This window comes from Peribacillus sp. Bi134 (assembly GCF_918698065.1).
In the GTDB taxonomy this organism is placed as follows: domain Bacteria; phylum Bacillota; class Bacilli; order Bacillales; family DSM-1321; genus Peribacillus.
On record NZ_CAKKLN010000007.1, the window covers coordinates 43,517 to 62,527 of the forward strand.

Genomic DNA, 19,011 nt, shown 5'->3' on the forward strand with positions numbered 1-19,011 from the left:
AATCATGCAAGTTACAGCTACTTTTTTTGGTTTTTCACCAGCTCACCATCACTTACGGCTAAATCTCGAAAGAAAAAAAACGGCCAGCATAGTTTGCTGACCGGTTATAACCTTATCTTTTTCCTTTGATGTATGGCTGTCCGGATGCTTTAGGAGCATCTGCACGACCAATGAAACCAGTTAATGCAATGATAGTCAGAACATAAGGAGCGATCAATAGGTAAACCGAAGGAATATCCTTGAAGAAGGGAAGGCTCGAGCCAACGATACTTAAACTTTGAGCCAAACCAAAGAATAACGCTGCACCCATTGCCCCGATCGGGTGCCATTTACCAAAAATCATTGCGGCAATGGCCATGAAACCTTGACCATTAATTGTCGCATGATTGAATTCATTCGAAAAAATGGTAGCATATATCGCTCCGCCGATACCTCCAAAAGCACCTGATAATAAAACGGCGGCATATCGGATTTTCGTAACATTGACACCCATCGTATCAGCTGCCATGGGATGCTCACCCACTGCACGGATCCTTAACCCGAATGGAGTTTTATACAGTACATACCAGACGACAAAGGAAATAAGAATCGCTATATATACGATATAATATCCATTTGCGAAAAAGATGGGTCCTATAAATGGGATATCACTTAGTAAAGGAACATCAATCCTTGGGAATGTTTCCGTGATTCTATCAGTTTGACCTTTGTCAAAAATCAGCTTCACCAAAAACATGGTCAGACCTACCGCCAACAAGTTGATGGCTACCCCACTAACCGTTTGGTCCGCCCTGAAGGTAATGCATGCCACAGCGTGCAGAATGGAAAACAGCAAGCCGGCAATCATTGCCGCTAGCACAGCAAGCCAAGGAGTCCATTCCCCAAAAACATCAGCAAACATTAAGTTAAAAACGATCCCTGTAAAGGCACCGATGACCATCAATCCTTCTAAACCGATGTTTATGACACCTGCCCGTTCAGAAAACACTCCTCCGAGTGAAGTAAAAATAAGTGGTGCAGCTAGAGCAATCATAGATGGAATAATAATTTGTAATACTTGGTAAAAATCCACTTATTTCACCCCTTTCTTAAATCGAGCGGCAATCCAACGAATAAAATAACTGGATGCGACGAAGAAAATGATCAATGCTATGACAATATCTACAATTTCACTAGGTATGCCGGTTTCTAGCGGCATATTTAACGCCCCTGCTTTCAGTCCCCCAAATAATAAGGCTGCCAGCACTACACCAATAGCCGTATTCGCTCCTAGTAAGGCTACTGCAATCCCATCAAAGCCCATACCTGTGAACCCGCCTTTGACTGCGGCATAACCGAAAGTTCCAAGGCCTTCCATCGCACCCGCAAGCCCTGCAAACGCACCTGAAATAACCATCGAAAGTATGATGTTCTTATTTACACTCATTCCTGCATATTCGGACGCGTGCTGATTGAAACCTACCGCTTTCAGTTCAAAGCCGGTTTTTGTCCTTTCAAGAAGGAACCACATGATGATCACGCAAATAATCGCTACCACTATTCCCCAATGCATCCGGGAAAAATCCGTAATGCTTTCAAAAAAAGGAGACCTCAATGATGCTGTATCAGCAACTCTTTCTGTTTTATCCAGCTTGTCAGTCATTACATTCCGAATTAAATAATTCGTCACATATAATGCTGTATAATTCAACATGATCGAAACGATTACTTCATGTACACGGAACTTAGCTTTTAGATAACCAGGGATAAATGCCCACAGGGCACCAGCAGCTGCACCAGCTAATATGGCAAACGGCAAATGGATGATCCTTGGTAGGTCAAAAGCTATTCCGACCCAAACTGCCGCCAGCCAGCCTACAATTAATTGCCCCTCTACACCGATATTGAATAGGCCCGTACGGAAAGCAAAAGCCACTGCCAAACCAGCAAGGATATAAGGAATGATTGTCCTGACGGATTCCCCTACATAATAGGAATCCCCAATAATTCCATTTATCATGGAGCCATAGCCGGCAACAGGGTCATAGCCGCTTACTAACATGATTATGGCCCCAACGACTAAGCCGAGGATAACTGCTATTAACGGACTCGTTAATTTAGATAAATACTTAGACATTTTGTTTTCCCCCTGCTTCCGTCCGTTTACTGCCAGCCATAAGAAGGCCAAGCTCCTGTTCAGTCGTTTCTTTCGGATCGACTATTGCGACGATTTCCCCTTCGTATATAACGGCAATTCTATCGCTCACATTCATGATTTCTTCCAATTCAAATGATATGAGGAGTACCGCTTTTCCTGCATCTCGCTGTTCAATCAGACGTTTATGGATAAACTCGATCGCCCCTACATCAAGGCCGCGTGTCGGCTGTGCGGCAATCAATAAATCCGGGTTCCTATCAACTTCCCGGCCGATGATCGCTTTTTGCTGATTCCCTCCAGAAAGCGCCCTTGCCGGGGTATATTCACTCGGAGTGCGAACATCGTAACTTTTGATCAGTGAACGGGCCTTTTCAAATATTTTCTTTGAGTTCAAGATACCAGCTTTTGAAAAAGGCTTTTGATAATAGGTTTGCAAGACAATATTTTCCCCAATGCTGTAATCGAGAACCAAACCATGCTTATGTCTGTCTTCTGGAATATGTCCGACACCTGCTTCAGTGATTTTACGCGGCTTCAAATTCCTGATTTCTTTTCCATTTAGCTTTATCGAACCTGCGGTTGTCTTCCTTAGGCCAGCCAATGCTTCAATTAGTTCGGATTGTCCATTTCCATCAACTCCGGCGATACCGACAATTTCTCCTGCACGGACAGTTAAATCCAAGTTCCGAACAGCTGAAACGCCCCGGGAATCCTTGACTTCCAGTTCCCGGACCTCGAGAACTACATCCGAAGGAATAGCTGCCGTTTTTTCCGTCTTGAACAGAACTTCCCTACCGACCATTAAGCTGGCCAATTCGTTAGGATTCGTTTCGTTGACATTCACTGTACCAATTCCTTGGCCTTTGCGTATTACCGTTACACGGTCACAAACCTCCATGATTTCCTTAAGTTTGTGTGTAATTAAAATGATGGATTTCCCCTCTTTGATAAGGGCTTTCATAATATAAATCAATTCCTTGATTTCTTGAGGAGTCAATACAGCTGTCGGCTCATCAAAAATCAATATCTCCGCACCACGGTATAGCGTTTTAAGAATCTCGACACGCTGCTGCATCCCTATTGAAATATCGGCAATTTTCGCATAGGGGTCAACACGAAGCTGATATTGTTCCGATAGTTTCCTAACTTCCTCGCTCGCTTCTTTTAAATCGATTTTACCCGCTTTTGATGGTTCTTTTCCTAAAATGATATTTTCTGTTACTGTAAAGGGGTCTACGAGCATAAAATGCTGATGGACCATCCCAATCCCTAAATCATTGGCAATGTTAGGACTGGTAATCTTGACTGGCTTGCCGTTCACTCGGATTTCTCCCTGTTCAGGCTGGTATAAGCCGAATAAAACATTCATCAATGTGGATTTGCCCGCGCCATTTTCACCTAATAATGCGTGAATCTCCCCTTTCTTAACCTGAAGGGTAACGTTATCATTTGCGACGATGCCGGGGAATTCCTTACGGATATTAAGCATCTCAATTACATATTCCACGTATTATCAACTCCTAAAATGAGTGTAAATATTCTTAAAATCATTTAATTGCATCTACTAGCTTATTGATTTTTTTAAAAAAACCAAATGAAAAACTACGATTCTATCATAGTTTTTCATTCGATATTTTTCAGTTGCAAAGACCAATTGGGAAAAGAAAGAATAGAGGGCAATTCGCCTCCCTATTCTTTCTGGCATTAGAGATTATAAATCAAGTTTTTTGAATTCTTCATCCGTTCCCGGAACTACGAATTCACCTGATTTAATTTTTTCTGTCCACTCTTCGACCGCTTTTAAAGATTCTTCTGTTACGTTATCTTTTGTATCGGAAATGCCTACACCATTTTCTTCGATACCGTACTCAATTACTTTTCCGCCTGGGAAGTTTCCTTCTTTCGCTTTCTCGGAAAGGTCTTTAACTGCCACGTCAACACGTTTTAGCATGGAAGTAAGTGTGATGTTGTCGTCAGTTCCAGGAACTGCCCCTAATTTAGCTTGGTCGCTATCTACACCGATAACATAGATTTCCCTCTTAGGATCTTTTTGCTTTTGCTCGACTGCTTCAGTGAATACACCTTTTCCAGTTCCGCCAGCAGCATGATAAATGATATCGATGCCTGAAGAATACATGGAGCCTGCTGTGGATTTACCGATATCAGCTTTATTGAAATCTCCGGCATATTTAACTTCAACTTTCGCATCCGGATTTACAGATAAAACCCCAGCCTTAAAGCCAACTTCGAATTTCTTGATTAATTCAGATTCAACTCCGCCGATAAAACCGACCTTGTTTGTTTTCGTTTGCAGACCGGCAATTACACCTACAAGGAATGAACCTTGCTGCTCTTTAAAATTGATGCTGGCTACATTCTTTTTATCTACAACTGTATCCACGATAGCAAAGTTTGAATCCGGACGTTGGTCGGCCACTTCACCAACAGCTTCGGCTAAAAGAAAACCGATACCATAGATTAGTTGGTAATCTTCACGTACAAGCGTATTCAGGTTTTTAGCGTAATCTGCATCAGATTTAGATTGCAGGTAGTTGTAGCCATCCTTACCTTTTTCCAGACCATTATCCTTACCGAATTCCTGAATGCCCTTCCAAGCGGATTGGTTGAACGACTCGTCATCCACGCCGCCAGTATCAGTTACCATTGCAACAGTGAAGTTATCTTTGTTTTTCCCATTTGAAGATTCTTTATCATCATTCTCTGAATTACCACATGCTCCCAGTAGCGTACCGGCTGCAAGAACAAGTGAAAGAGCTAGTCCTAATTTGCGCTTTTTCAATTTTTATCCCCCTAGTTTTACATAGTTTTTTGAGCAGGAATGTTCTGAAAAGTCATTCATGTTTGCGTTTTCACTTCTCGTTAATTTTTTTTGCATCCGCTTGATCGACTTTTTCGGAATCGAAACAAACGCTTGCATTCACCCGTATGCAGAGTCAAGACCTACACACGTTTACGAAGAACATGAAAGCTGAACATATTGGCTTTAAAGTAGTTTACAGAATACAGGATAGGCTGGTCCCAATCATCCAGATGCATCTGCTTTAGAACGAGTAGTGCGGCTTCTGGCGAGCATTTAAGGATAGGAGAAACTTTCTCATGATATCCAATAGGCTCAATCTCTGCTACGGCATGCGTAATTTTTCGATGCGCATCTCTTTCCAAAATATCTAAAAGAGACTCATCATTACGGTCAAAATTTTCTGATAGTATAGATTCAGGAATTTTGTCAATACAGTAGACAACTGGCTCCCCATTCGCAGTCCTTACTCGTTCGATGATGACGATGCGTTCATCTGTCGAACACGAAAACCTGCGTATATCCTCTTCTGTAGGTTCTTGGGCCGTCGAGCTTAAGAAAATCGTACCCGGTTTCATTCCTGCCTCTTCAATCATGTTCGTGACACTTTTTAATTGCTCGATACCTGAAGTGAAACGAGGTTTCGGATTGACGAAAGTCCCAACTCCATGGCGGCGAATGATGATGTTTTCTTCTTCTAAAATTCGCAGCGCTTCTCGAAGTGTCGCCCTACTAACTCCCAATTTTTTTGCAAGATCGAATTCTGAAGGGAATTTTTCATTTTCCTGATAGACTCCAGCTTCAATATCCTGCTTCAGGTAATCAATGACCTGCAAATATAAATGTCGACTATCTGATTTTATTGACATACAGTTTCCCCCAGCTAATTTCTTAAGACATCAGACCTCTGATGTTGAATCATTCCTACTAATCGAAAATAATATAACATTTTTTTTGACATAAATAAATAGTGTTTTACTATTTACTTTAAAAGAATTTAGGAGAAATTACCCTTCCCTGTGTCTTTTAATCTAGAAAAGGCCCCGGAATTTGTACGATTATTCTCCTAAATCAGATAAATTTTTTTTGAAAATGCAAAATGAATGCAGCTCTGTTCAAGATGCTGTTTTCCTGTATAATAGGATTTATCTTCTTTGAAGGGATGTACACAAGATGTTAAAGATTACAGAATACACGATCGAAAAATTGAATGATCCATTTGGTATTTTGTCCGGGGAACGTTACGAGTTGTTCTTGGATATTGAAGTGCCTGAAGAGGATGAGCTCTTTTCAGAAAATGGTTTATATATCCGGGTGCTTTTTGCAGCGGAAGAGCAAGTAGGAAAATTAATTAAATATGATATTTTTGAAAAAGGTAATGAGGGCGCACTCGAATTCGATTTAGAAGAAGATGAAGAAGCGATGATTACCGACTTCTGCCTTAAACATTTAGACGAGGCGATGAATAATTAAAAAACCGGGCTGCTGCCCGGTTTTTTAATTATGATGAATGCGCTTCATCCTGTTCATCTTTAGTGACCAATACATTTCGTGGTTTACTGCCTTCATATGGACCGACAATTCCCCTCGCTTCCATTTCATCAATCAATCTCGCTGCCCGCGTATAGCCAATCCGGAAACGGCGCTGCAGCATGGAAACCGATGCAGTCTGCATTTCTACGATCAAGGACACGGCATCCCCATATAAATCATCTTCAACTTCACCATTTGAAGTTTCTGCAATTTCATCGGGTATCATCTCTTCGTTGTATTGTGCTTTTTGCTGTGAAATGACATATGTGACAACTTCCTCGACTTCATTGTCGGATAAAAAGGCACCTTGGACGCGAACCGGTTTTGAAGCTCCTGCTGGCAGGAAGAGCATGTCACCCCGGCCTAACAGTTTTTCAGCTCCGCCCATGTCGAGGATCGTTCTCGAATCAGTCATTGATGAGACACTAAAAGCAATCCGAGATGGGATGTTCGCTTTAATGACCCCTGTAATTACATCTACGGATGGCCGCTGAGTGGCAATTATCAAGTGGATGCCCGCGGCACGTGCCATTTGCGCAAGCCGTGTGATGGCATCCTCTACATCATTTGAGGCGACCATCATTAAATCCGCCAGCTCATCGACAATGACTACGATATAAGGCAAGAGCGGTTGTTTGGCATCTTCTTCGATGTTATATCGGTTAATATAATCATTGTAGCCTTCAATATTACGCGTACCGGAATGAGAAAATAGCTCATAGCGCCTTTCCATTTCACTGACCACTTTTTGCAAAGCCTGTGCAGCTTTCTTTGGATTTGTCACTACAGGTGCGAGTAAGTGGGGAATTCCATTATAGACATTCAGCTCCACCATTTTTGGATCGATCATCATCATTTTCACTTCATGCGGTTTTGCCCGCATCAGGATGCTCGTGATAATCCCGTTGATACAAACGGATTTCCCGCTGCCAGTAGCACCAGCCACTAGTAAATGCGGCATTTTATTGAGCTCCGCCTTAACCGCTTCACCGGAAATGTTCCGACCTAGGCCTATTTGCAGTTTTGCGTCAGGCTTGTCAACTTCCTTGGCCTCTAAAACTTCCCTTAATGACACCATCGCCACTTCGGAGTTGGGCACTTCTATTCCGATAGCCGATTTTCCGGGAATCGGAGCTTCGATTCTAATATCCTTTGCGGCCAGTGCAAGGGCCAAGTCATCGGATAGGCTGACAATTTTACTTACCTTCACCCCTACGTCCGGATGAACTTCGTATTTGGTTACGGCTGGGCCTAAATGAACTTGAGTGACCCTAGCTTTCACTCCAAAGCTATGAAAGGTGCGCTCAAGCTTAGCCGCATTTTCATGGATCAATTGGTATTCTCCGCTTTGGTCCGTTTTTTTGGGCTGCAATAATAAAGAAAGAGGCGGTAAAAGATATTCTTTATTCTCCACTTCCGTAAAATTCATAGGCGGAACGGCATCATCCTGTTCCTCTTTATTATCAGCGGCAGGTTCCGTAACGACCGGAATTATTTCGTCTTCGTCGCTATAGGCTTTATCAGCAAAGCTGGAAATGATCCGCTCCGTCGCCATTTGCTGTGTATCCTCTTCTTGCAGAAGGGGCTGATCCGTTTCTTCAACCGGTTCTTTTTCCCGTTTCTTCTTTTTAACCGGATTCTTTTTCTTTTCTTTTTTGTCTTCATTCCACGTTCTCATATCATCAATGAATGCAGACCATTGCTTTTTGAAAAAGCCGCCAAGACCCATGAAAAACTTCCCGAGGGTTTCACCTAACGTTTTCCCGGTCAATAGGACGGCACCTACAATGATAAAAAGGAATGAAACGATTTTCGATCCAGCTTCGTCGAATAAAAAGTATGAGGCTGCAAATAATATCGCCCCAATCATACCGCCCCCAAGGTCCTTTGTGCTGGCCTTGCCGGTCACTTCCATCCAGAATAGCTCCCATGTATTCGAAATGACGCTGGGCTTCGTGAACGGTCCTCCATCTGCAAGCATGTTGAACAGCGTCACATGACTTAGTAGGAGCATGCTCGCAACAAGGAAATACATCCCGACGAATTGCCGTTTTAACAGGTAAGGGACCTCCCTCTTTATCATCAAATAGAACCCAGCTGCGATTGCTCCCAACAAAAAGAGGATATACCATTCCCCCATGAAGAAGCGGATTAAAAAGACCGTCCCATTTCCAACTGCTCCAAGCTTGGCAATGGCAATGATGGCCAAGCCTATTAAAGTGAGGCCAATCAATTCATATTTAAGCGTTAGTTTTAACTTCTCTGTACTATTCTTTTTTCTGCGTTTCTTCTTTGCCATAATATCACCTGATTCTTCATGAAACTATTCTAACTTTCCTATTCAACATCACTACATGATTTCCCTTCAGGAAACAAACGTTCGCTCACTGATTATACCAAAAAAATTTGAGCCTGTCCTTGATATATGTACCATTTATTCTTAGCGGACAATTTGCCACATAATGAATAAAGCAGCCAAGCGGCTGCTGATTTTCATTCCAGTATATCATAATTTGCCTCAGTTAGTCTTTTTTACTAAGGATTCATCTGTTCGAACACATTTATGACAGCTCCTGGCTGAATGTGTACGTTCATATAATCTTCAGGATCCGTGCTCACAATTCGATCAATGCGAAATGTGCGGCCCCCGTCATGCTCAACCATAACATGTACACCATTATAGATCATTTCTATTAAATTTGCCGTCTTCTCATGATGATGAGGAAAAATTATTTCTTCAGGAACGATCGTATATAGCGTCATTGCAGAAGCCCCTCCTCTTCCCCGGCAATTTTGGGCCTTCTTTCTTCCATGAAGCTATTCAGTTTTCTCATGGCCTGGCCAACTCCTCCTACATCATCGATCATACCGATTTCAACTGCCTCGGCCCCAATGACATTCGTACCGATATCTCGAGTTAAATTTCCTTTAGCAAACATTAAATCCTTAAAACTTTCTTCCGTAACATTGGAGTGCCGCGTAACAAACTTGATGACTCTTTCCTGCATTTTATCCAAGTATTCAAAGGTTTGAGGCACGCCAATGACCAGACCTGTCAAACGAATGGGATGAATCGTCATCGTTGCTGTTTCAGCAATATAGCTATGGTCACACGAAACTGCAATCGGCACACCGATCGAGTGACCTCCCCCAAGCACAATCGAAACGGATGGCTTTGAAAGCGAAGCCAGCATTTCTGCGATGGCTAGTCCCGCTTCGACATCTCCTCCGACTGTATTTAAAATGACTAGCAGCCCCTCTATATTGGGATTTTGTTCAATTGCCACAATTTGCGGAATAACATGTTCATATTTGGTCGTTTTATTTTGAGGCGGCAGCTGCATATGTCCTTCAATTTGTCCAATGATCGTCAAACAATGGATTTTTGAGTCCTGAGATAGTTGTGGAACATTGGTAGCTCCCAGCTGCTGAATTTTCTCGATTAAAGTTGAATTCTTACCTTCCTGCTTGCCTTCATTTTCATTTGGTAATGGTGCATTATCCACTATGCCAACCCCTTTCTCTTATAGCCTATAGCTTTATTATGTCTCGAGACTCGGACTTCATTCTTCAAGATATTAGAGGTTTGAAACAGAAAAAGAACCCCTGACTGTTAAATCAGGGGTTCGTTACTTAATATTCCATGATGATCGGTAAAATCATTGGACGGCGTTTCGTTTTTTCATAGAAGAATTGGTTTAACGCATCACGCATTTCCTGCTTCAGCGTGGACCAATCAAATGGTTGGCGCGACCCATTTTTCTTTACGATTTCACTTACTATTTCAGTTGCTTCGCCGATCATTTTCTCTGATTCGCGAACATATACGAAGCCCCTTGAAATGATTTCAGGGCCAGCTGCAATGCTTTTATCCTGACGGTTCAACGTGACCACTACAATCAAAATGCCATCCTGGGATAACAAGCGCCGATCACGAAGAACGATATTACCTACATCTCCAACACCGCTGCCATCTATCAAGATATTTCCTGCAGAGACTTTGCCGGAAAGGCCCATTTTATTGCCCTTAAGTTCGATGACATCACCTTTTTCGGCAATGATGATGTTTTCACGCTTAATCCCCGCTGCAATCCCAACTTTTTGATGGGCATATAAATGGCGGTATTCCCCATGTACAGGGATGAGGAATTTAGGATTCATCAAATTGATCATCATTTTCAGTTCTTCCTGGCTGCCATGACCCGTTACGTGCACTTTATATTTATTAGCAGATACCACTTCCGCACCTACCCTGTATAGCAAATCGACGGTTTTGGATAAAATAAGTTCGCCGCCCTGTAAGGGTGATGCACTGATCAAAACTGTGTCTCCCTTTTTGATGGTCACCTGCTTATGGGTCTGTTTTGCCATTTTTTGAAGTGCCGCGATAGGTTCCCCCTGATGACCAGTCGATAATACGACGATTTCACGGTCGTCATACTGGCTAATTTCATTAATTGGGATTATCAGCTCTTCTTCGACCTTTAAGTAGCCAAGGTTCAAGGCTGTTTCATAAACGCGTTGCAGGCTTTTCCCTACGACTGCCACTTTTCTGCGACTTGCTGCCGCTGCATTGAAAACATGTTGAATCCGGTTGATATTCGAAGCGAAGCACGCAACGATGATCCTTCCGGAGGCAGCATGAAATACCTCTGTAATATCTTTGGCCACAACTGCTTCTGATGTCGTATAACCTGGCCTCTCGGCTCCGGTACTATCCGAAAGCAAGCATAAGACACCTTCTTCACCGATACCGGCCATTTTACCGATTTCCGGTTTATATAGATCTGTTGCTGCTTGATCGAATTTGAAATCCCCTGTATAAACGATTGCACCTTCACGAGTGTGGATCACGACTCCGACGGAATCAGGAATACTATGATTTGTCCGGAAAAAAGACACAGCTGCTTGAGGGAAACTTAAAAGAGAATCCGAATCGATTTCAGTGAATGTCGCCCGGCCGTTAAAGCCATCTTCCTTTAATTTCGTTTTGATTAAAGCAAGAGTAAGCTTTGTTCCATAAACAGGGACCGGCAAATATTTCAAGACATAAGCAAGCGCTCCCATATGGTCTTCATGACCATGGGAAATGAATATTCCCTGCACCCGTTCCTTATTATCCATCAAATACGAAATATCTGGGATAACCGCATCGATTCCGAGCATTTCGTCTTCTGGCAGCATTAACCCTGCATCAAGAAGATAGATGTCCTCGTTCACCTCAATGACGTACATATTTTTACCAAGTTCCCCTTGTCCTCCAAGAGAAATCACTTTTATTCCATTATTTTTATCTTTACCCAATCGAATATCCTCCTTAAAAAATCCCGTTCATAATTTCCCAATGAATTCATTATAACCGATGTTCAAAAAACATGACAACACTTACCATTTTCAGAGGGACTTTTCATTTAATCAAATAAAACATAAAACAACCTATTATGTAAGAGATTCCTTAGTACTTTTATCCAGTTTCGATTGATTATAAAAAAATTCAATTATTTTTTATCCGAAATCGGAAAGTATATCCCATTCATATACATCATTATGTAAAAACAAGCCAATCTTCAACGATCAGCTTGTTCCGTGTCTTTTTATTTTTTTAATACCTTGGTTAATGCAAGGCGCTCCTGCTCAGTCAATGGCACGATTGGAAGTCTCACCGATCCAACGTCAATTCCATATAACTGAAGCGCTGTTTTGACAGGTGCAGGGCTTGGCGCTGCAAACAAACCTTTTATAAGCGGTAACAGTTCCTGATGCAGCCTGGCTGCCTCTTTCAAGTCCCCGCTGATGAAGGCCTCCACTATTTTCTGCAACTCATTACCTGCAATATGTGAAGCAACCGAAACTACACCCACACCACCAATAGCCAATACTGGGAGTGTTAAAGCGTCGTCCCCACTATATAATGCAAAATCTTCATCCGTGCCGGCTATGATTTGGGTCATAGCGTTTAAATCCCCGCTCGCTTCCTTAACGGCAACGATATTAGGAATTTTTGAAAGGCGGATGATCGTTTCCGGTTCAATGTTAACCGAAGCGCGCCCAGGGATATTATATACCATGACAGGAAGGGCCGTACTAGCTGCAATAGCCTTAAAATGCTGGTACAGACCTTCTTGATTAGATTTACTATAATACGGGGCAACCAGCATTATCGCATCGGCGCCATTTTGTTCCGCTTTTTTTGTCAACTCGATGGACGCATACGTATTGTTGCTTCCTGTACCCATGATGATGGGAACACGTTTTTCAACAACCTTTGAAACATGACGCAATAATGCAATTTTCTCCTCCGAAGATAAAGTTGGGGATTCCCCTGTCGTTCCCGAAAGCACAAGCGAATCGGTTCCATTCGCTAATAAGTAATTAACCAATGAAGTCGTCTTTTGAAAATCAACATTTCCCTTGCTATCGAAAGGGGTGACCATTGCGGTTGATACTCTACCAAATATCATTTCTAACACCTCTTTAATTTTTAAAACCTTTATTTATTAAAAAACCTGATTATTGGACTTCCCTTTCATGCAATTGAAACGCATAGTGCAGGGAATTAACAGCTTCTATTAAATCTTCCTCTTTTACGAGTACCCAAATTGTCGTATGGCTGTCCGCTGACTGGAGAATGGCAATTTCCTTTTCGGATAGTGCTGTGACAATCTTCGCTGCAACGCCTGGCACTCCATTGATGCCTGCACCGACTACTGAAACCTTGGCACAATTCCGTTCAATGACCGGTTCATGACCAAGCTCGGCCAAAATCGTGAGGGCAAGTTCAGTCATCTCCTCGGAAACGGTATAAACTACGCCACTTGGATATATATTTATAAAGTCCACTGAAATGGAGGCATTGGCCATTGCTTTAAAAACTTCTGCCTGCAGATTATACTGATCTTTTTTCGCACGGACCTTGATTTGAGTGATCTTAGGTACATGGGCAATCCCGGTCACGAGCCTTTCACGTATGTCACTGCCCTGACTTCCCTTGTTCATGCTAGTAACAAGTGTTCCCAAACCTTCGCTGTACGTTGACCTTATCCGAATCGGGACTTTCGCCTGCATCGCAATTTCAACAGCTCTCGGATGAATGACCTTTGCCCCTTGATATGCCATATTGCAAACTTCCGTATATGAAACGATTGATAATGGACGAGCTTGATCGGCAATACGTGGATCTGCCGTCATGATTCCTTCCACATCCGTAAATATATCGACCCGTTCAGCTTGCAATGCCGCACCTAATGCTGCGGCTGAAGTATCACTTCCACCACGGCCGATGGTCGTGATGTCCCCGTTTTTAGCCGCTCCCTGGAAACCCGCTACAACGACGACATCCTTCACCTCAAGTTCTTTCATGAGACGGTCGCATTTCATTTCGATAATTTTCGCACTTGAATAGTCGGTATTCGTCAAGAATCCCGCTTGAGCTCCAGTATATGCGACCGCATCAATACCATGCTCCAAGAGCATGTTCGTAAATACGACAGATGATATCGTTTCCCCTACTGACATAAGTAAATCCTGTTCTCGTTTTGAAAGGCAGGCTTTCGCTCCATTTACCAGGGAAAGTAAGGTATCCGTTGCATAAGGATCGCCTTTTCTTCCCATTGCTGAAACCACAACCACCACTTTATAGCCTTCTTTAATCGCATTTTCAATATGCCCCTTGGCGAATGAACGGCTTTCCTCATCACGAACGGATGTCCCACCGTATTTCTGGACGATAATTTTCATAATATGCACCCCAAATATAAGCCAGCTTCCCAATCCGGGAAGCTGACAAAAACTCTCTATCCTATTGGAATTTAATTTTCTGTCGAGTTCATTAAGAATAAAATTTTTACTTAACGGTAACCAAACCTAATTTCAAAAGGCTCTCAGCAATTTGAACGGAATTCCAAGCTGCTCCTTTTAATAGATTATCGGAAACCACCCATAAATGGAAGCCTTTATCTTCATCCAAATCTTTGCGAATCCGACCGACGAATACATCATTCTTGCCGACGGATGAAGCAGGCGTAGGGTAAACTTGTTGTTCCGGTTCATCTTCTAACACTATTCCAGGTGCCGTTTTCATTAGCTCTTTGATTTGAGAAGCCGCTATGCCTTCTTTTTCAACTTCAATGTATACAGATTCCGAATGACCTGTTACAACAGGAAGCCTCACGCAAGTTGCAGCCACTGGAAGGTTTTGCATATGCATGATTTTCTTTGTTTCATTAATCATTTTCATCTCTTCGAATGTGTACCCGTTATCTTGGAATTTATCGATTTGGGGAATGACGTTAAATGCGATTTGATAATGCTTTTCGTCCCCTTTTACCGGTAAAATTTTCGGATCTATTTCTTTTTCATCAAGCAAGTCGCGAGCTTGTTCCTTTAATTCATTTATCGCAGCTGCACCTGCACCCGAAACAGCTTGATAGGTAGAAACAACAATTTTTGATAAGCCGTATGTCTTGCGAATAGGTTCCAATGCCACAACCATTTGGATAGTTGAACAATTCGGATTTGCAATGATCCCATTATGCTGTTTCAAGTCTTCTTCATTTACTTCAGGAACGACTAACGGCACATTTTCATCCATGCGGAATGCGCTTGTATTATCCACTACTATCGCACCGCGTTTAACTGCTTCTGGAGCCAATTCCTTAGACACGCTTCCACCAGCACTGAATAAAGCGATATCGATGCCTTCAAAGCTTTCAGGTTTTGCTTCCTGCACTTCGATTTCTTCGCCCTTAAACGTAAGTTTGATTCCTGCGGAACGAGCCGATGATAAAAAGATGATTTTCTTAATCGGTAAGTCCCTTTGTTCGAGTGTTGAAATCATTTGTTGTCCTACTGCCCCAGTTGCTCCCACAACTGCAATACGCAATCCCTGTGTCTCAGTCATTTATACATACTCCTTTTCTATCTCTTAAATTAGTTATTTATTGGATTTACTGCTTCTTTTTCAGAATATCATTTATTTTAACACATTAACATTCCAAAGGGTCGCACTTCAACAAAATATTCTGGTAGTGGAGTGGTTTTTCATAACTTCAACCTACAAATTTATGCATATATGTCAGTCGTTAGAAAGCTGGTTTGAGGCAGTAATACTTGTTCAGACTAAATCATCCTTGAACCTTTCGACGATGACAGGTTGAATCTGTTCCCTTTCCAATGCCGCTATGATCGTATCCCTTATCATGCTCATCCTCGCAACCATGGAACTTGGTTTTCCTTTGGGATTATCCTGGCCATATGGAACGAAATAAATGTCTTTAGCTGCCATCAGCCTCATTAGATTGACACCATTTAACCCAAGTGCATCATTAGTTGATATCGCGACTACGACTGGACGGTGATTTCTCATCGTCGCTTTTGCAGCCATAAGTACTGGCGAATCGGTAAGTGCATTTGCCATTTTACTCATTGAGTTACCCGTTAAAGGAGCGATCACCATGCAATCAAGTGGCAATTTAGGTCCTAAAGGCTCTGCTTTGACGATTGTATCAACGACATGGTTCCCCGTCAATTTTTCTATTCTTTCGACCCAGTCCTCTCCCTTTCCAAAACGGGTTTCCGTGTTTTGGACAGTCGATGTTACGATTGGAATGACTTCCGCACCTTCGTTTACAAGTTTTTCTATTTCCGGAAACACTTCATCATATGTGCAATGTGATCCTGTTAATCCGAAACCAATACGTTTCCCTTTGAGACTCATATCATTTTCCCCTTCCTTTTCAAGAACTCGCCTTGAATCAATAGTCCCAGTGCATTCGCTAATATCTGACCAGCTGTTTTCGGGGCAACTATACCCGGTAGGCTCGGTGCCAACAGCGCCTTAATTCCCCTTTTTTCAGCGTAACGAAAATCCGTTCCCCCCGGTTTTGAAGCAAGGTCGATGATTAATGTATGAACGGGCATATTGGCTATAACTTTTGCGGTAATTATCGGAAAAGGAATCGTATTGATACATATATCAACATCTTTCATTTCTGCAGCGAGTTCATTTAAATGAAAAGGGGCTAATGCCATTTCACTGATCCTCGCAATATCTTCGCTTTTTCTTGCCCCCACCTTCACTTTTGCTCCAAGTGCATGGAATGACCGGGCTACACTCATTCCGACCCTTCCCAGACCGAGAACGGCTACATTCGATCCATGGATAGTAAAATCCGTATGTTGAATGGCCATCATGATTGCACCCTCAACAGTGGGAATCGAATTATAAATAGCCACATCATCACGTTCGAACAATAGAACGAGTTTGCGATCCACTTTCTTGAATATCTCATTAAGGTAGTCGTTACTGATTCCTGCATAAAAAATGCAATGTGCCGGGGTATTTTTTATCATTTCTTCAGTCAAAACAACCTCTTCACTGGAAAAGATCGTTTCTACTTTCCCATCTGAATCCGTTCCCCGGACAGGTAAAATAACTGAATCTAATTCCTTGAAGTTTATATCTTCCATTTTTTCCTTAACCGCTCCGGTAAAAGCATGGTCGAGCTGTTCAAAACCTACCAATAATAGCTTTGCATCCAGCTCCGTCAGTTTACGGACAACTTCAAGCTGACGCGCATCTCCACCAATTACAGCGATTTGCATGCCTGTGAGCATTAAAACCGTCACCTTCTTTATATAAAAGATCCTAAACATTCCTTGCCTCATGATATACAATTCCTTCAGGAAGCAATTCGGTTTTTGCTACATTCTCTAGTTACCCTGCCATCTTATGTTTTCACTTAAAAAACGGTGATAAGAAAAGAAAAAACGCCATAGCTATTGCCAGCTAAGGCGTTTTCGAGCTTGTATTCCGTGAAGTTCAAGGAGCCTGGCGCGAGCGTGATCATCCGTCCATATGCTCTCCGTCTTTAAGTGAAAGTCCCTCCTGAAAGTCAATGATGACCATATCCGCACCGATTTTTTTTATATGTTCCCAAGGAACTCTTATTTCACTGCCATTCCTTAAAAGGCCGAACCATTTGACAGATGGTATGATCAATGAGGTTATTTGTCCAGTTTCATCTATTTCCAAATCGGTCTGACCAAGGATCCCTAATCTTTCCGCCCTATTCACATCGACTATTTCCTTACCGCTCAATTCGCTCAACCTCAAATTTGGTTCCCCCTTTTTGGCCTTCTATTCAATCTATATCCGAAAAAGGTAAACTTAGAAGGCATTTATCCAAATATTGTCCATAACATTGGACCCTCCCGAATTCAAAGAAAAAAAGCCTGACCTCCCATTAATTAAAGGAAGGTGCAGACTTGTCCGTCATTATTTATCCCAGTTTTCCAACGGGCTCACTAATGACAATGAATGTTCCGTAAAGATCTGGTTTGCCAATTCATTGACGGTATCCTCCGTCACCTCGTCAATCTTGATGATGATATCATCAAGGGAACGGTGCTCACCTAACATCAGCTCATTTTTTCCGTTCCGGCTCATGCGGCTATTCGTGCTTTCAAGGCTAAGCATCAAGCTGCCTTTAAGTTGCTCTTTACTATTCCGTAATTCCTTTTCCGTAATGCCATCCCTTTTTAGAGTATCCAGTGTTTCCTGAATGGTTTCATACAGGCTGTCAAGCTGATTTGTGCCTGTCCCCCCATATACCGTCACCATACCGCTATCTTGATAGCTGGAATGATAGGAATATACGGAATAGGCAAGGCCTCGTTGCTCCCTGACGTCCTGGAATAAGCGGCTGCTCATGCTTCCTCCAAGAATATTATTCAAGGTAATCAGGCTGTATGTTTTATCATTGCCAATTTCCAACCCTTTGTAACCAAGGCATAAATGGGCTTGTTCCGTATCTTTTTTACGGGTGATCCTATTTTCATGGAAGGTAGGCTTTACCAATTCAAGACGATCTTCCCCTCCTTGATACGAGCCAAAGTAGCTTTCGACTTCCTTAATCATTTTTTCATCTACATTCCCAGCAATGGATACAACTACTTTATCTGGTGTATACATGTCATGGACGTATTTTTTTAATGTATCACTATTGAACGTTTCAAGCGTATTTTCCGTGCCAAGTATCGGATAGCCAAGGGGATGATTTTCATATACCGCCTTGCTTAAGAGGTCATGGACAATGTCATCTGGTGTGTCTTCGTACATTTTGATTTCTTCGTAGACGACATTTTTTTCTTTTTTCAATTCTTCACCATCAAATGTTGAGTTGAAGAACATATCAGCAAGGATTTCAAGCGCATAGCTTGCATGGTTATCCATTACTTTAGCATAATAGCATGTATACTCTTTTGAAGTGAATGCATTCACTTGTCCGCCAATACTATCGAATGACTCGGCAATTTCACGCGCATTTCTCGTAGCTGTTCCTTTGAAGAACATATGCTCCAAGAAATGTGAGACCCCATTCAATTCCGGTGTTTCATTTCTTGAACCTGTTTTGATCCATACTCCAATTGCTGCAGAGCGTACAGTTGGAATATTTTCCAATACAATTCTAACTCCATTTTGACACGTGTATTTCTTAATCAACTAACATTCCTCCCAATCATT

The 19,011-nt window shown here is 42.2% G+C and carries 17 protein-coding genes; 1 reads left to right on the top strand and 16 read right to left on the bottom strand.

What is annotated here, in order from left to right:
* Window positions 1-112 precede the first annotated feature (112 nt).
* From LQ188_RS16375 to LQ188_RS16395, 5 genes are all read right to left on the bottom strand, one after another.
* Window positions 113-1,072: an ABC transporter permease gene (locus LQ188_RS16375; protein WP_094246576.1), complete on the bottom strand. Its 960-nt coding sequence runs from the start codon at window positions 1,070-1,072 to the stop codon at window positions 113-115.
* Entirely contained in the window at window positions 1,073-2,116 is a 1,044-nt protein-coding gene (locus tag LQ188_RS16380) for an ABC transporter permease (protein WP_101224696.1), read from the bottom strand.
* Window positions 2,109-3,644, bottom strand: coding sequence for an ABC transporter ATP-binding protein (locus LQ188_RS16385; protein WP_101224695.1), 1,536 nt, complete (start codon window positions 3,642-3,644; stop codon window positions 2,109-2,111). Before LQ188_RS16385 ends, LQ188_RS16380 begins: the two co-directional genes overlap by 8 nt.
* Before the next feature lie 204 nt (window positions 3,645-3,848).
* Window positions 3,849-4,937: a BMP family protein gene (locus LQ188_RS16390; protein WP_095678836.1), complete on the bottom strand. Its 1,089-nt coding sequence runs from the start codon at window positions 4,935-4,937 to the stop codon at window positions 3,849-3,851.
* A gap of 161 nt (window positions 4,938-5,098) precedes the next feature.
* Window positions 5,099-5,824 (bottom strand): GntR family transcriptional regulator, encoded by a 726-nt coding sequence (locus tag LQ188_RS16395; protein WP_101224693.1) that lies wholly within the window; start codon window positions 5,822-5,824, stop codon window positions 5,099-5,101.
* A 304-nt stretch (window positions 5,825-6,128) separates the two neighbouring features.
* On the opposite strand from LQ188_RS16395, the gene LQ188_RS16400 reads away from it, so the two are divergent.
* The gene (locus LQ188_RS16400) at window positions 6,129-6,428 is read left to right on the top strand and encodes a DUF6509 family protein (protein ID WP_101224692.1); all 300 of its coding nucleotides are present in this window, start codon (window positions 6,129-6,131) and stop codon (window positions 6,426-6,428) included.
* Between the two features lie 28 nt (window positions 6,429-6,456).
* On the opposite strand, the gene LQ188_RS16405 is transcribed toward LQ188_RS16400, so the two are convergent.
* The 11 genes from LQ188_RS16405 to LQ188_RS16455 all read right to left on the bottom strand — a co-directional run bounded on the left by LQ188_RS16405 (window position 6,457) and on the right by LQ188_RS16455 (window position 18,990).
* The gene (locus LQ188_RS16405; protein ID WP_230177471.1) at window positions 6,457-8,787 is read right to left on the bottom strand and encodes a DNA translocase FtsK; all 2,331 of its coding nucleotides are present in this window, start codon (window positions 8,785-8,787) and stop codon (window positions 6,457-6,459) included.
* A gap of 236 nt (window positions 8,788-9,023) precedes the next feature.
* On the bottom strand, window positions 9,024-9,251 hold the full coding sequence (locus tag LQ188_RS16410) for a YlzJ-like family protein (protein WP_063231821.1): 228 nt from the start codon (window positions 9,249-9,251) through the stop codon (window positions 9,024-9,026).
* Entirely contained in the window at window positions 9,248-9,994 is a 747-nt protein-coding gene (locus tag LQ188_RS16415) for an ATP-dependent Clp protease proteolytic subunit (protein ID WP_034313566.1), read from the bottom strand. The genes LQ188_RS16410 and LQ188_RS16415 overlap by 4 nt, the downstream gene beginning before the upstream one ends.
* A gap of 127 nt (window positions 9,995-10,121) precedes the next feature.
* Window positions 10,122-11,792: a ribonuclease J gene (locus LQ188_RS16420; RefSeq protein ID WP_101224690.1), complete on the bottom strand. Its 1,671-nt coding sequence runs from the start codon at window positions 11,790-11,792 to the stop codon at window positions 10,122-10,124.
* Between the two features lie 290 nt (window positions 11,793-12,082).
* Window positions 12,083-12,949 carry a 4-hydroxy-tetrahydrodipicolinate synthase gene (gene dapA, locus LQ188_RS16425; RefSeq protein WP_101224689.1) on the bottom strand — a complete coding sequence of 289 codons (867 nt, stop codon included), beginning with the start codon at window positions 12,947-12,949 and terminating at the stop codon, window positions 12,083-12,085.
* 49 nt (window positions 12,950-12,998) lie between these two features.
* The gene (gene dapG / locus LQ188_RS16430; protein WP_230177473.1) at window positions 12,999-14,225 is read right to left on the bottom strand and encodes an aspartate kinase; all 1,227 of its coding nucleotides are present in this window, start codon (window positions 14,223-14,225) and stop codon (window positions 12,999-13,001) included.
* A 106-nt stretch (window positions 14,226-14,331) separates the two neighbouring features.
* Entirely contained in the window at window positions 14,332-15,387 is a 1,056-nt protein-coding gene (gene asd / locus LQ188_RS16435; RefSeq protein WP_101224687.1) for an aspartate-semialdehyde dehydrogenase, read from the bottom strand.
* A 213-nt stretch (window positions 15,388-15,600) separates the two neighbouring features.
* Complete coding sequence (locus LQ188_RS16440; protein ID WP_101224686.1) at window positions 15,601-16,203, bottom strand: dipicolinate synthase subunit B; 603 nt, start codon at window positions 16,201-16,203, stop codon at window positions 15,601-15,603.
* Complete coding sequence (dpaA, locus tag LQ188_RS16445; protein WP_230177688.1) at window positions 16,200-17,102, bottom strand: dipicolinic acid synthetase subunit A; 903 nt, start codon at window positions 17,100-17,102, stop codon at window positions 16,200-16,202. Before dpaA ends, LQ188_RS16440 begins: the two co-directional genes overlap by 4 nt.
* A gap of 229 nt (window positions 17,103-17,331) precedes the next feature.
* Window positions 17,332-17,601, bottom strand: coding sequence for a YlmC/YmxH family sporulation protein (locus tag LQ188_RS16450; RefSeq protein WP_048684753.1), 270 nt, complete (start codon window positions 17,599-17,601; stop codon window positions 17,332-17,334).
* 162 nt (window positions 17,602-17,763) lie between these two features.
* On the bottom strand, window positions 17,764-18,990 hold the full coding sequence (locus tag LQ188_RS16455; RefSeq protein ID WP_230177475.1) for a pitrilysin family protein: 1,227 nt from the start codon (window positions 18,988-18,990) through the stop codon (window positions 17,764-17,766).
* Window positions 18,991-19,011: the final 21 nt, after the last annotated feature.

What these genes read in the sequence shown, in the direction of transcription:
- LQ188_RS16395 (WP_101224693.1), bottom strand. Translation starts at nt 5,824, where the DNA reads ATGTCAATAAAATCAGATAGTCGACATTTATATTTGCAGGTCATTGAT.
- LQ188_RS16410 (WP_063231821.1), bottom strand. Translation starts at nt 9,251, where the DNA reads ATGACGCTATATACGATCGTTCCTGAAGAAATAATTTTTCCTCATCAT.
- dapG (WP_230177473.1), bottom strand. Translation starts at nt 14,225, where the DNA reads ATGAAAATTATCGTCCAGAAATACGGTGGGACATCCGTTCGTGATGAG.
- asd (WP_101224687.1), bottom strand. Translation starts at nt 15,387, where the DNA reads ATGACTGAGACACAGGGATTGCGTATTGCAGTTGTGGGAGCAACTGGG.
- dpaA (WP_230177688.1), bottom strand. Translation starts at nt 17,102, where the DNA reads ATGCTCACAGGCATGCAAATCGCTGTAATTGGTGGAGATGCGCGTCAG.
- LQ188_RS16405 (WP_230177471.1), bottom strand. Translation starts at nt 8,787, where the DNA reads ATGGCAAAGAAGAAACGCAGAAAAAAGAATAGTACAGAGAAGTTAAAA.
- LQ188_RS16440 (WP_101224686.1), bottom strand. Translation starts at nt 16,203, where the DNA reads ATGAGTCTCAAAGGGAAACGTATTGGTTTCGGATTAACAGGATCACAT.
- dapA (WP_101224689.1), bottom strand. Translation starts at nt 12,949, where the DNA reads ATGATATTTGGTAGAGTATCAACCGCAATGGTCACCCCTTTCGATAGC.
- LQ188_RS16380 (WP_101224696.1), bottom strand. Translation starts at nt 2,116, where the DNA reads ATGTCTAAGTATTTATCTAAATTAACGAGTCCGTTAATAGCAGTTATC.
- LQ188_RS16400 (WP_101224692.1), top strand. Translation starts at nt 6,129, where the DNA reads ATGTTAAAGATTACAGAATACACGATCGAAAAATTGAATGATCCATTT.